8 protein-coding genes are annotated in these 14,133 nt (G+C 64.9%); all 8 read right to left on the bottom strand.

Translation table 11 applies throughout. From position 1 onward, the window contains the following. Positions 1-169: 169 nt before the first annotated feature. The 8 genes from KP001_RS19485 to KP001_RS19450 all read right to left on the bottom strand — a co-directional run bounded on the left by KP001_RS19485 (position 170) and on the right by KP001_RS19450 (position 14,001). Entirely contained in the window at positions 170-3,013 is a 2,844-nt protein-coding gene (locus tag KP001_RS19485) for a CxxxxCH/CxxCH domain c-type cytochrome (protein WP_239027834.1), read from the bottom strand. Between the two features lie 131 nt (positions 3,014-3,144). Beyond that, complete coding sequence (locus tag KP001_RS19480) at positions 3,145-6,768, bottom strand: cytochrome C (RefSeq protein WP_217287182.1); 3,624 nt, start codon at positions 6,766-6,768, stop codon at positions 3,145-3,147. Between the two features lie 449 nt (positions 6,769-7,217). Next, a complete protein-coding gene (locus KP001_RS19475) occupies positions 7,218-8,684 on the bottom strand; it encodes a B12-binding domain-containing radical SAM protein (protein ID WP_217287181.1) in 1,467 nt (488 codons plus the stop codon). A gap of 47 nt (positions 8,685-8,731) precedes the next feature. Further along, positions 8,732-10,156 (bottom strand): B12-binding domain-containing radical SAM protein, encoded by a 1,425-nt coding sequence (locus tag KP001_RS19470; RefSeq protein ID WP_217287180.1) that lies wholly within the window; start codon positions 10,154-10,156, stop codon positions 8,732-8,734. A 197-nt stretch (positions 10,157-10,353) separates the two neighbouring features. Then, entirely contained in the window at positions 10,354-10,761 is a 408-nt protein-coding gene (locus tag KP001_RS19465; RefSeq protein ID WP_404813604.1) for an HsmA family protein, read from the bottom strand. Then, positions 10,761-11,993 (bottom strand): hypothetical protein, encoded by a 1,233-nt coding sequence (locus tag KP001_RS19460; protein WP_217287179.1) that lies wholly within the window; start codon positions 11,991-11,993, stop codon positions 10,761-10,763. Before KP001_RS19460 ends, KP001_RS19465 begins: the two co-directional genes overlap by 1 nt. Next, positions 11,990-13,330, bottom strand: a complete 1,341-nt coding sequence (locus tag KP001_RS19455) for a DUF2318 domain-containing protein (RefSeq protein ID WP_217287178.1) — start codon at positions 13,328-13,330, stop codon at positions 11,990-11,992. The genes KP001_RS19460 and KP001_RS19455 overlap by 4 nt, the downstream gene beginning before the upstream one ends. Then, positions 13,324-14,001: an ABC transporter ATP-binding protein gene (locus KP001_RS19450; RefSeq protein ID WP_217287177.1), complete on the bottom strand. Its 678-nt coding sequence runs from the start codon at positions 13,999-14,001 to the stop codon at positions 13,324-13,326. The genes KP001_RS19455 and KP001_RS19450 overlap by 7 nt, the downstream gene beginning before the upstream one ends. Positions 14,002-14,133: the final 132 nt, after the last annotated feature.

Genomic DNA, 14,133 nt, shown 5'->3' with positions numbered 1-14,133 from the left:
GAAATTGCCATATCCAGGTCTGCGGTAGCTCTTCATGTTAAGCTCCTTCTGTAAACCCTTATCTAAATGCCTGAGACAGCCAATTTCCGGCGGGGGGGGCACCCCCGCCGGAGGTTTTTAACATGCTTCTACTGCATTGGTAAAGCTTCTTTTGCTATCAGAAACAGTTCTACCTTTCGATACTCCACTTCGGACTCGGCCTGAAGTGGCAGCTCACGTTGAAGCAGCTGCCGGACTTGTTGGTCCCACCGTTGACCAGCGTAGCGCTGGTGTAGGTGGCGAGGGCCTGGTCGGAGAAGCGGTACTGCGGGTCGATCTCGACGCTTACGCTGGAAACGTGGGTCCTGATCGGCAGGGCACGGGCGTGGGAAGCGTCGCTCCCTTTGTGGCACGGCAGGCAGTTAGCCCAACCTTCAGACGGCTTGGCGTCTTTCTTGATGTGCGCCACGAGGATGTGGGCACCGCCGCCGCCGGAGTAGTCTTCGAAGCGGGCCGAAGACCAGCTACCCTGTACGCCGAAGCTGATCGCGCTGATGGTCTGGCGCGGAGCCGGCGGGTAGCCGTGGCAGGCGTCGCAACCGCCGTTGGGCACGAACGCGAGGCCGGTGGCCGGGTTGTGCGCGTGGCAGTCGAGGCAGTTGGTGGTGGAGTCGACGTGGGCATCAGCCGGCACACCAGCCTTGGTGAAGTACTTGGTGGTGGTGTGGCAGACCTGGCAGACGCCGGTCTGTGCCGGGTTTGCGAAGGTGTTGTTGCCGGTGAAGCTGACTGCGGTGCCGTTGATGCTGGCGTTAACCATCATGCTGTTGGTGGTGCCGTGCGCGTTGTGGCAGTCCGAGCACTTGGCGCCCAGGCCGGTGGCCTGGTGGACTTTCACGTTGAGTGCCGCGCCGGTTACCTTGGCTGCGTTGGTGTGGCAGTAGTTACATTCCTGGTTGGCCGCGCCGGTCAGGACGCCGAGCAGACGCTTCTGATCGCCGGCTATGCCGTTGATGTGAGCGGAGCTGTTGTCGTGGCAGGCGGAGCAGGCCTGGGCGACGCCGGCCTTGCCGTGGCCCGCGGTGGCCGCGATGGTCTTGTCAGGAGCGGTCAGGCCGCCGATGACGGAGAGCGGGCCGCCTGCGGTCGAGTGGCAGCTTTCGCAGGTGACACGGCCGGTGGTCCAGTTGGTGCTCTGGCTGTGGCAGGTGGAGCAGGTGCCGATCTTGTTCATGCCGCCGGCGAGCTGCAGGGTGCCGTCGGCGTGGGTGCTCGCGGTGTTCGAGGTGTGGCAGTTCGAGCAGGAGGTGGTCAGGGTCGAGTTGAACGCCGGGCCGTAAGCTGCCGTGAAGTGCGCGGTATGCGCGTTGCTGTTGATCAGGCCGCCGGCGGTGTTGGAAAGCGCGGTGTGGCAGGTACCGCAGGCGCCGGATGCAGGGACGTTCCACTGCGGGGTTGCCGAGAGGTGGCAGGAGGTGGCGCAGGTCTTGGTGGCGGTGCCGCCCCAGGTGGTCACGCTGGCGCCGGCGACTTCGACGGTGGCGTCGCCGTGGAGAGCCTTGTTGACGAAGAAGGTGTTCCCGCTGACAGTAGCCGCGTGGCAGGTGTCGCAGGTGTATCCTTTGGTGCTTACGTGCGCGGCGTGCGCGTTGGTGGTAAGGGTGCTGGAGTTGCCGTGGCAACCGCTGCAGCCAAGGGAAGCACCCCACTTGACAGCGGGGACGTTGGCGACGATGCCGTTGCCGTCGTGGCAGGATACCGCGGAGCAGGTGTTCCCGACGACGGTGAAGCTCCTGGCGCCGGCCTTGACGTCACGGGTGCTGTTGGTGTGGAACCCACCAGCCTTGATGCTGGTGCCGTTCGCGGTGGTGTCGGCGTGGCAGCTTGCGCAGTCAGCGGCCGAAGCAACGTGGTTTTTATGGCTGTTGGCGCGCGGCTGGTCGGCCCCGGCGTTGGTGTAGTTCGGCTCGCCGGCCACGGAAGTGAAGGCCGGAGCGGCATCGGCGCCGTGGCACGATTTACAGGTCAGCGCGGTGGAACCGGTCCAGGTCACGCTCTTCATGGTGCCCTTGCCGTCGCTGTGGCAGTAGGAGGTGGAGCAGGTCCCGGACACCGGGGTGCCCACGCGGGTGCCAGCCACGTCCTTGGTCTGGTTCACGTGGTTTGCGAAGCTGGAGATGGTGGTGTCGTTGGAAACGGTCGAGCTGTGGCACTCGACGCAGCCATAGTTGGTGCCGAGGAAGGCCGCGTTGTTCACGTGTTTCGCGTGGTTGCCCGACAGGGTGTTGGTGGTCGCGTCACCATGGCAGCCGGCGCAGGTAAGGGTCCCACCCCAGGTCGGCGGGGTGTAGGTGCCGCGGCCGTTGCTGTGGCAGTAGACGTTGGAGCACTGGTTGGCTGCGAAGCTGCCGCCGCCAGCGAATTTCACCTCGATGGCGCGGTGGCCGGCGGAGGTGGCGTGGGCGAACGGCTTGGCCTGTACCGAGTGGTCGGTGTGGCACTTCACGCAGGAGCCGGTGCCGAGGCCGTAGTAGTTGCCGTGCTTGGTGCCCGCGGTCGGGTGGTTGCCGGTGGAAGGTGCGACATCGTGGCAGGCGGAGCAGCCGCCCGGCACGGTGAGCGCCGCGCTACCCCAGGCCGGGGTCGCCCTCAGGGTGCCTTTGCCGTTGCTGTGGCAGGTCGCGGTGGAGCAGGTGCCCATCGGGTTCGGCGGTACCGAGGTCTGGTTCACGAAGCCGGCCGCGATCTTCCTGGAGTAGCCGATGCCGTCGGAGAGCTCGATGGTCTTGTTCCTGTGACCCATCGGATAGGTGCTCACCTGGCTGCCGTGGCAGGTAACACAGGAGTTGACCGCAGAGGTTGCGTGACCGGCGTGGTTGCCCGGCACAGCGCCTGTGTTGGGATCTTTCTTGCTCGTTGCCGAATCCAGCGGCGGCATCGTGTGACAGAAAGAACAGTCATAGTTGTACTGCGAGGCGGCCTGTGCCTTCCCCGCGGTCAACTGCACCAGTGTCAGCAGTAGCAACGCCAACACAAACAAACATCGACCTCCATATTTTCCTACCATCTGCTCCTCCTCTTTCTGTGGTCAGACAGTTATGTCAGACCTTTATTCAAGCTGGATCGGTTATCGATCCAGTTACTTGAGCGTTTAATTCAGCCTTACTATCTCTCGGTGCTCCACCGTGCCGACGGGCTCATGTGGCAGGCGATGTTGAAGCAGTTGCCGGTCTTGTTGGCGCCCGGCACGCTGGTCAGGCTCGCGCCGGTGTAGATGGTGAAGCTGTTCGAGAAGCGCAGGCTGTTGTCGACGACCACCGTCACGTTCTCGATGTGATCCTTGATGGGGGTGGTCATTTGGTGTGACATCCCGGCGTTGTGGCACACCGAACAGTTGGCCCACCCTTCCGCAGGGGTGGCAAACGGCGAAACGTGTGCCGCCACGAGATGCGCGCCGCCGCCGCCCGAGTAGTCCTCGAAGCGCGCGTTGGCCCAGTTCGCGTAGCTGCCGAAGGTGGTCGCCGTGTTCTTCGGCGCCGGCGGGTAGCCGTGGCAGGAGTCGCAGGCGCCGCCGATCGGCTTGAAGGCGCCCCCGACGCCGTTGTGCGGATGGCAGTCCAGGCAGCCCGAGGTGTAATGGCTGGTTTCAGGCACACCGGCGCGATAGTGGTTGGTCTTGGTATGGCAGACCTGGCACAGGCCGCGGTTGTAGGTTATCTCAATCAGCGTGTTGACACGGTCGGTGTACGCGATGTTGAAGCCACGGATCTCGCCCCTGATCATGGAGAGGTTCCCGGTGCCGTGCGTGTCGTGGCACTCGCGGCAGTTGATGTCCACGTTGTCCTTGGTGACGTGCGTGCCGAGGTTCAGGATGCGCGCAGGGACCACCGCGGCGTTGTTGTGGCACGAGGCGCACAGCGTGTTGTCGTTGGTCATCAAGAGGCGCTTGCTGTCGCCCAGGGTCCCCGTGATGTGGGTGGCGTTCCGGTCGTGGCACACGGTGCACTGGTTCGATACCGCGAAGCGGCCGTGACCCTTGGTGCCGAAGTAGGCCTTGAACGGCGCCTGGGTGCCGTTGGGGAGCACCGCGGCGTTCTGAGCGTGGCAGACGGTGCACTCGATGCGGGCGGTGGTCTTCCAGTCAACCAGCTGACCCGCGTGGCAACCCATGCACAGCGAGCCGTCGCCGCTCTTCAAGTCCGGCGAGCCGTTGTTGTGGGTGGCGGTGGTCCCGATGTGGCACGCCTGGCAGGCGGTGTACTCGCTCCCAAGGTAGGCGCCCGGGCCGTAGACCGCGGTGATGTGGGTGCCGTGCTGGTTGGTCGCCATCGGGCTCGGGGTCGAAGCGGAGCCGCCGTGGCAGGTGATGCACAGGTTGCGCGCCTTGTAGGCAATCACCGAGTCGGCCACCGCCTGGGTGATGGCGCCCGCGTCGCGCAGGGTCGGCACCGCCAGCGTGGTCACCGAGTCGTCGATGACGCCGTTGTCCAGGATGTCGATGGAGTCCATGGCGAGCTGTTTCGAGTAGCGCGGGTTGTGGCCGAAGGAGCCGAGCTCCCGCACCAGGAGTGCGTAGTTGAAGGCGGCGCCCATGACGTTCGCACCCTGTTGCCCGGAGCCCCAGTTGCGCTCGTTGAAGTGCGGCGCCTTCTCAGTGTAGATGAAGCCCTTGGCCGCCAGCTGCGCACGCAGCACTTCGAGGAGGCTCGTGAAGGAGTCGCGCGCCAGCAGGCGCTGCTCTTCCGGCATGTTGGCGCCGTGACAGTTGGTGCAGATCGCGCTCACCCCGCTTCTGAAGGAGTGGCCGTAGGTGCCGTTTCTGTGGCACGACACGCAGGGCCCCTTGGCGTTGGCGAAGCCGAGGTTGCTGTGGGTGGCACCGAGGTCGTAGTCGCGACCCGGGAAGTGGTACCCCCCCTTCGCGTACATGGTGGCGCCGGAAACAGCGTAGTGCGGCGGGATGAAGGCGAGGTTGGTGAAGTCCGCGTTCGCCTGCAGCTTCGCCACGATCACCTGGCCGGTATTGGTCCCGGTGTGGCAGGTCATGCAGAGGTTGGACTCGCCCACCGCGGGGTTCACGTAGGTCGGCTCGATGGCGAACGGCTTGGACGGCGCCATGGTGCGCAGCGCACCCGCAACGATGTCGACGTGGCAGGCGCGGCAGGTGACCATCTCCTTGGTCTTGTCCGAGGAGACGCCCCAGGCCGTGGTCACCTTGGCAGTGGAGTAGGCCACGAAGCCGGTGGTGGTGTGGCACTGCACGCAGCCGTCCATGGTCTTGAAGTCGTAGGTGGAGTAGGCCGGCGCGCTCCCCTTGGCGTGACCCGAGGTGTACCACGCCTGGCGGATCGCCTGGTTGGTCACCGTCGAGAAGTGGCAGTCGGTGCAGGCCGAACGCGAGGTGACGTAGGTGGCCGGGTAGGCGCCGGTGGTCATGTTGCCGTAGTGCAGCGTCTCGAGATCACCCTGCACCGCCGCGAAGCTGGAGTGCGGGTTGTGGCAGGAGATACAGAGGACGTTCCTGCCGATCTCGACCGTGTGGTTGGGGACGATCCCCAGGCCGTTGTAGTGGCAACCCGCGCAGACGCCCGGGTCCGCCTCGGGCTGGTGCGCTCCCCCCTTGTGGCAGGAGGTACAGGTGACGCCCATCTTCTTATGCATGGAGCGATCGTAGCCGGAGAAAATCGAGTCGGTGTGGCAGGCGGCGCAGAAGTAACCACCCACGGGGCCAGCAGAGGCCTGCAGGTTCACGAAGGTGTTGGAGTCGACGCTCGAGACGTTGACCGGGGTCGGCATGGCACCGGTGGTATGGCAGGAAACGCAGGAAACGCCAAGAGCCTTGTGGTTCGAGGAGGACCACAGGGTGAACGCCATCGGGGTCGGGTAGACGCCGGTGGCGGAGTGACAGCCGTTGCAGTCGGTCCTCATGGAGTCGATCAGCGAGTCCACCACCTTGACCTGCGTGGTGGAGGTGGAGACCGCTACGCCGTTCAGGTACTGGGTGACACGGAACACGTAGGTCCCCAGCACCATCGGCACGAAGTCCGGGTTCAGCGTGCTCGCTTGCAGCAGGGTAGCCGCCGGGCCGCTCTCCTGGTTCCAGGTGAAAGTGCCCCCCCCCTGCATGGAGCCCCTCAGGGTCACCTTCGTGGCCACCATCCCGGTCTGGTTCTCCCCCGCGCTGATGCCGACCGTGGAAAAGGAAGCGGTGACGCTCGCCGGGGCGGTTACGTTCCGGACCGTGATGTTGGCCTGGCCGAGGTAGGGGAAGCTGATTGCGCCGCCGGAAAGGGTGGTGGCGGTGCCGCCGCTGACGGCGGTCAGGACCGAGTTGGCGTTAGGGGTGGCGGTGAATACCGCGGTGCCGTTATAGGTGACCTGGGTGCTGGCCGGGGTGATGCCCCCCGGGCCGTATGCGGTGCCGGTCACCGTGTACTTCTGGGCGGTGAAGCCGGCGATCAGGGACTGGGGCGAACCGTCAGCCTTCTTGAAGGTGGTGGTGTAGTGGGTCGTGTAGTTGCCGATCACCTGGGCCACGCCCGTCTTGGTCAGACTGGTGATCTTGTAGCCGGGGTTGGCGGTCACCTTCACCGGAACCAGCTCCGCCGTGGTGAAGTTGGTGTACACGACCGTGCCGGACACTGTCTGGACCGGGTTGTTGCGGATCTGGAGGGTACCGCCGCTGTTGTTCAGCTTTGTCTGCAGCTGGAACGACGTCGCCGCCCATGACCAGAGCGCCCCCGATATGATGGCCGTAGCAGCCAGAACAGCCAGTGTTTTTTTCAGCATAACCTTCCCCTGTCCCTGATCCTCACGTGCGGTGATGGACGAATGTAGAGGTACGAAATAATCCTACAGAGCGTTTCCAAGAGCAAGAAGCGTACCCCTTGTCGTTTACGCCATATAGCCAAAAGGCCAAGACAGAGCCAAGGCCGCCCGAACTGCAGCATTTATGGGATTTTTTTTTTGAAGAGTGGCCATGGGAGCGGTTGGATATTTTTAAGCACGGGAGGAATCCCCCCGGGACCTGCAGGGGCGGTCCGGTGATATGACGGGCCGGGTTCCGGGTAAAGGTACCGCCAAAGGCCATATAACGGTAACGGAAAGGTAACGGAGCAATGAGCGAGTTGTGTCGGCGGGGAGGCGGGGGAGCAGGATCGGCCCGTGAAACGGCAACGCAAGGGAAGCGGGGGTGAGGAGAGCGGCGCCGGCGGGCCGGCGCCGCGAGGTCGGGCGGGCTAGGCTACCTTTTTCATGCGCTCCTTCATGCGCTCCATGTCGGCGCCCTCAAAATCGAAGTTGTCGCCATGGTCCTTCATCATCAGCATGAAGGCGCTCAACAGGTACTTCCGCTTGAAGCCGTCTTCCATCTCGACGATCTCCTGCATCTTGTTGCTGTAGAAGGTCATATAGCACTTGCCAAGGGCCTGGGTGATCTCCGCCATGGTCATCTGGTACGGCTCGATGATGGGGCAGACCAGGTTGTACTTCGCGTAGTCGAAGACGCGGATCCGGTCCTTCATCTGGGCATGGATCGGGGTGAACGGCATCGGGGTGACCACCGGGAAAACCGCGATGTCGGGGTTCAGGTAAATGGCGGACGCGATGGTGTTGTCGATGGAGTCCCAGGTCTCGGTCGGGAAACCGATCATGAAGGAGGCCTCGGTGATGATGCCCGCCTCCCTTAGCAGGTCCAGGGCGTGCTTGTTCTGCTCGAAGCTGGTCCCCTTGTTCAGGCTCCCCAAAACGTCCTTGTCGGCGCTCTCGGCCCCCAGGTAGACGTGGATGATCCCCGCATCGCGGTACTTGTGCAGGATGTCGGCGTCGCGGATGATGTCCTCGACCCGCGTCTCGATGAGCAGGTGGACGCCGAGCTTTCTTTCGATGACCAGGTCCAGGAACAGCTCCCAGCGCTCGCGGTGCTTGGTGGGATAGGCATCGATCAAGGTGAAGAAACTGACGCCGTAATCGCCGATCAGGTGCTCCATCTCCTCGACCACCTTCTCGGGTTTTCTGCAGCGCCAGTCCTCGCGCCAGAACATGCGCTGGCTGCAGAAGGCGCACTCCATGTCGCAGCCGCGCGAGGTGAGGATGGACGCCATGCGGCCGTAGGGGGCCACCAGGTAGTTGTAGTCTTCCCAGTCCAGAAGGTGCCAGGCGGGCTTCAGGGAGTCCAGATCCTCGATGTGCGGCTGTCTGCCGGTGTAGAGAATGCGCTCCCCCTCCCGGTACGCGATCCCCTTGACCGCCTTGGGGTCACCGTTGCCGGAGAGCGCCGCCAGGAGCTTCTTGAGGGTTTGCTCGGGCTCGCCGGTGATGATGTAGTCCACCCGGTTGCCGTGGTCCTCGAGAATCTCCTCGTACATGAAGGTCGGATGGGGTCCGCCTAATAACGTTACAGTTTGGCCACAGATTTCTTTGGCGATGTTAAGAATCCGCAGCGCATAGGGAACGGTGGCCGTGCTGATGGCACCGGTGACGGGAAGGTAGTCGAGGGTCATGACGATATCCGGCTGGAAACGCTCGATTTCCGCCCTGATGTCGTCGAAGGAAAGTCGCTTGTTCATCGCATCGAAGATGCGTGCCTCGTGACCGGTGTCGCTGGCGGCGCCGGCAAGGTAGGCCAAATGCAGGGGGGGCCAGGTACCGACGACCTGCACGCCCCAGCAGTGATATGGTGCGGTGATGAAGAGGATCTTGCTCATTGTTTCTCCGGGTTTTACAGCAACAGCTGACCGCTGCAAGAATAGTGCTACTTGGCCGAACCCCAGGGATTCAGCTTCCCGATCACGAAGGAACTCCCCATGATCAGCTTGGTCGCCCGCACCAGGTAACCGCGCCGAAACGTGTCCTTCATGGTCATAACTTCCAGCATTTTGGCCATATAGAACCTGCGGTAGCAGTCGTTGATGCCCCTTTGCAGTTCCTTCAGGCTCATGGTCTTCGGCGCCAGTACCGGATCGACGAAGTTGTACCTGGAAAAGTCCGTTTCGCGAATCAGCTGCGCCAGTTCGCGGTACATGCTGCCATATGGCCAGGGAGTCAGCGGCAGGAAGTTGGCGTTGTCCGGGTTGCAGCGCTGCGCCTCCTTCAAGGTGGCCTGCACGCTTTCCGGCGTTTCATCCGGGAAGCCGACGAAGAAGGAGGCCTCGCTGACGATGCCGTGATCGCGGATGATCGCAAGCGCCTCGCCTGTCGCATCCGGCGCCGTCACCTGCCCCAGCCGCGCCAGCATCTGCTGCTGCGCCGACTCCACGCCGAGCATCACATGAGCGACCCCCGCCTTGGCGTACTTCCAGAAGATGTCGCGATCCCGGATCACGTCCTCGGCCCTGGCCTCCATGATCAGGTGCACCGGAAGGGCCTGTTCGATCATGAGGTCGAGAAACCGCTCCCAACGCGCCGCGTCCCGGGCCGGGTGCTCGTCGGTGACGAGAAAGACGTTGACGCCGTGGCGCCGGTGCAGCTCCGCCACCTCCCGCGCCACCTTCTGAGGGTCGCGCCCGCGCCAGGATCCCTGCCAGAACTGCTCCTGGCAGCAGAAGTCCCCTTGATGGCTGCATCCGCGCGAGGTGCTGATGGCGGCGAAGCGGGAATCGGGAATGATGAAGTAGCTGTAGAGCGGCCACTCCACCAGGTCCCAGGCCGGGAGGAGCGCGTCCAGATCGTCGATGAGCGGCCGCCTCGTGTTTTCGCGGACCGCGCCGCCATCGTGCCAGGCGATGCCCGGGACGCCTGCGGGATCCTCCCCCTGTTCCAGGGTCTGAAGCAGGTGGGTGAGCGTTTGCTCCCCCTCCCCCAGCACCACGAAATCGACCGCCGGCTCCGCCGCCAGGATCTCCCGGTACATGAAGCTCGCGTGCCCCCCCCCAAGGATGGTGACGCAGGCGGGATCGAGCTCTTTCGCGGTCCTCAGAACCGCGATGGCCTCCGCCGCGGTGGCGGTCATGGCGCCGGTGGCGACATAGCGGGGGGCGCTTGCTCCGATGCGGCGCCGGATCTCCGCATGTCCGTCCCCCGTGGCCATGGCGTCGTAAATCTCGGCCCCGACCCCGGCCTGCCGCGCGGCCCCCGCAAGGTACACCAGCCCCAGCGGCAGCCAGCGCCCCGCGATCTCGGGGATGCCGCTGTGGTAGGGAGGGGTAACGAGGAGGATCGTGTGCTTTGCTCCGCTCATGTCAGTTCCAGTCAAAGGCATCCCTCACCCGGCCTTCGGCCGCCCTCTCCCAAAGGGCGAGGGCTGACAACCAGCCGCCCCACTGGGATACACCCATCCGTTCCCTTGGGATACGTCCATCCGTTACGCCCCCCTTCCCCCTCAGGGGGAAGGGGCCCCGCAGGGGCAGATGAGGGCGCTCCCCACGTCCCTACCCCTTACCGGTGCAGCCTCATCATCCCGGAGAAGGCGCCGCTGCAGAAGGCGACCAGCCAGCAGCTGTATATGGTGAGGCTGACCCGGTGGAACAGGTGGTTCACCGCCTCCGCCCGCCCGGCCAGCGTGGCCGCGAGGGCCAGCAGGAAATGAAAGGCCATCCCCAATAGCGACACGAGCCCGGTCAGGTTGTGCAGCTCCGGCGCCTTGCCGAAGGCCTGCGCGTACAGGTTCATCTGGTGGGTCCCCAGCCAGTCGCAGAAAAGGCCGATGCCGAAGATGGCCAGGTGCTTGGCGCGCAGCCCTTCCCGGCGGCCGCTGAACACGGCCCAGGTGTAGAAGATAAGCGCCAGCGTCATCCAGAAGATGGCGACGGCGAGCATGGGTCCTGAACCCTGCGGCGACGGCATCATGCCCTCCCCTCCTCCCCCGGCTGCACCTGGTCCAAAAGTTCATGAAAACGACCGGCGTGGGCGCGGCGTCCCCCCTCGGCGCGCGAGCAGGCGAGCACCGCGCCGTCCTGCCGCGCGAAGAGCATCTCCTGGCACGGCAGGGCAAGCCGTACCGGCACGAACCAGCACAGTGACAAAAGAAACAGGATCCCGGCGCTCCAGATAAGCGGCACCCCGCCGTCACGCACGAAATCGGTGATCACCACCCTGCGGAACTCGGGGAGCGCGACCCGGTACCCGGAACCGGCCGCCTCGCCCCCTGTGGGCGCGCTGCCGGCGAACACCTGCGTATCTCCTTTCAGGAGCCTGAACTGCAGCGTGAGCTGACCGGTGGCATACGGGTCGGGGCCGTCTCCCGCCGCCATCTGGAAGATGAAACGGTACGGCGAGTTCGGAACCTTGAGGCTGTCCTCCTTCCCTGGCGGGTAAATGCTCAGCACCGCGTACTGCTCGAAGCCGCCGGGGAGGTCGGGCGCACTGAAGCGCAGCAGCGGCGCGACGCCGAGGTAGCGCGGGTAGAGGTAATAGCCGAGGTGCGTCCCCGGGGGGTAGAGCCCGAAGTGCCGCACACCTCCCGCCTCGCCTGCCACCTCGATGTCGAGGCTGCGCTGAAGGAAGAGTCCCGGGTCCTCCTTGAAGACGACACGCTGCACCAGGTCCCGGCTTTTCGGCAGCGGCTCCCCCTCCACCAGCGCCTGACGGTGCGTGACGCGGCCGGTGAGGCTCGCCAGGATGCCGCAGAAAAGGAGCACCATCGCCAGGAGATACAGGGCGCGGGCGGGGAAGATGCTCACCCCGCGCCGGGCGCTCAGCCAGTTCTCTCCGCTACAGGTGGTGTAGCCAGAGGATTTCAGCCGCTCCGTCTCCGCCTCGAAAGGGGACACGGCCGGCAGTGTCACCTCGTCATCGAAGAGACCGCCGGCCTCGTCGATCCTGTTGCCGGCCAGGGCGCCGCGCCGCCTGAAGAATCGCGCCCCTTCCAGGGCCAGACGCGCCGCGCCGTTCAGGGGGACGAGCGCCAGCAGGGCCACCAGCGGGAAGTTCCCCCGGGTGATCGCCATGAGGCTCGTGAGCGGTTCGTTGCTCCCGAAGGCGATGCCGACGTAGAGAAGCAGAAAAAACCCCATGACGCAGGGGGTGACGCCACGCCAGGCCGCGGCCATCAAGACTCTCGCTGCCAGCCGGCTCATTTGCCCATCCCCTTGCCGTGGCTGGTGACCTGCACGGTCGATTCCCAGGTGTTGAGGAGAGTCATGGCGTCGATGGCTACCGCGTCGCCTTTCACGGAACACGGAATCGGGACCGGGTTGCATCCGCCGGGCTTCCCTATCGTCTCCAGCGGAATCAGGGTGCGGCAGTAGTAGCAGATCACCGCGTTGCCGGCCTGGCCGTACCCTTCCGGCTGGCAGATGGCGCAGGCGTCCAGGGTGGTGACCAGTTGCCCTGCCGGGGTGAGCATCACGAAGAAGCGCGCCTCGCGGCTCCCCTGGCGATAGCTGAACTTGTGCAGCTTGCCGTCCTCCAGTTCCACCTCACCTTTCTTCGGGATCACGATCTGTCCCGCCGGGGTCGCGGTGACCTCTATCGGCTTGGGATCCCAGTATTCCGTGGCGGGAAACCTGCTTTGGTAGGCGGCGGCGGTGAGGAAGACCAGGGCGAGCAGCGGTGCCGCAAGGCGCAGACGGCGCTCGCGGATGAAGGCCGCCAGCAGCTTGCGGCGCTCCGCCCCCTGACGGATATGGGCAACCGACGGTAGCCGCCGCAGCCTGAGCGCCAGCGCGATGAGGAGCACCGGGAGGTACCAGAGCACCAGGCCGCCCCAAAAGCCCACCTTGTCGCTGAAGAGAAGGCCGATGTACCCCCAGACGTCGCTGCGGAAGAAGGGATGGTCCGGGATCAGCATCGACTCGAAGAACTGGTGCACGAAGTCGTGCACGAACTTCATCACCTCCATGGATAGGGGGGAGAAGATGTCGAGCCGCTGCACCGAGCAGGCCATGAACATGAGAACCGATACGACCAGCGCCGCCAGCGGGATCCCCTGCGGGACAACCCGCCGCGACAGGTATCGCGCTGGGAAGGACGCGCCCACGGCCAGCACGGCGCCGGCAACGGCGAGCGTCAGGTAGGGGGCGAGCCGCACCGCGCCACCGTCCAGCGGCGCCAGACGGCAGAGCGTGAGTGCTCCGGCCAGAACGCCGGTGCAGACCGCAACTGCGCAGGCCGCAAGAGGAGCGGAAGCGGTCGCCTCGGCCTCGGCCTCGGACCGGGTAGAGCCTCCGCGGTACAGGGCCCACACCGAGGCGCCCCAAAGCAGCAGGAAGATGACGCCGCAGACGCCGCGCAGGGGACGGAAGGGGAGTTCCCCGCCGGCGTAGGCGAGCAGGAGGTTCTCGCCGGCAACACCGGCGACGAAACCCGCAGCGGCCGCGACGGCGGTCGCCGTTCCCGAAAGGCTGCGGCTCAGGACCGGCACGAGAAGCGCCCAGCAGACCAGCTGGGGTATCACCTTCAGAGTGGTCAGCAACCTTTCGTCCTTTCTTCGCGTACCAGGCAACCGTCGTCCATGTGGATGGTCCTTTCGCCCCATGCGGCGACTTCCTGGTTGTGGGTGACCATGACGATGCTGAAGCGCTCCTCGTCACGCAGCTCGCGCAGAAGCTCCATCACCATCATGGTGCTCTTGTGGTCGAGGTTGCCGGTCGGCTCGTCGCCCAGGAGGAGCCTCGGGGAGTTGATGATGGCGCGCGCGATGCAGACCCGCTGCTGCTCGCCTCCGGAAAGTTCGCCGGGGCGGTTCTTGAGCCGGTGTCCGAGCCCCACCCGTTCCAGGGCGTGCCGCGCCTCGGCCTCGTCGGGGACGCTGTGGAAGTACTGCGACATCATCACGTTCTCGACCGCAGTCAGGTACGGGATCAGGTGGTGCTGCTGAAAGATGATGCCGACCGAATCCCGCCGAAAGCGCGCGAGGCCGTCCTCGGTGAGGGTGGCGAGGTCGGTGCCGCGCACCCGGATGGAGCCGCCGCTTGGGCGGTCGAGCCCTCCCAGGAGGTTAAGGAGCGTGCTTTTCCCGGAGCCCGAGTGCCCCATCACCGTAAGCCACTCCCCCTCGGGGACGGAGAGGTCCAGGGGCTTCAGCGCGCAGATATCGCCGTAGCTTCTGGTAAGTCCGGATGTTTCTATGATGGCAGCAGCCATGCGGTCGCCCTTTCGTTGTGAGCTCCTCCCCCCGGAGGGGGAGGTTGGGAGGGGGAAATCGGTGGTCGGGAACCTCCCCCTCCCTGACCCTCCCCCTCCGGGGGAGGGAACGTTACAGATGTCGACGTCAAC

The organism is Geomonas subterranea, assembly GCF_019063845.1.
In the GTDB taxonomy this organism is placed as follows: Bacteria; Desulfobacterota; Desulfuromonadia; order Geobacterales; family Geobacteraceae; genus Geomonas; species Geomonas subterranea.
Note: the sequence above shows the minus strand (reverse complement) of the source record. Positions and strands in the feature narration are given on the sequence as shown.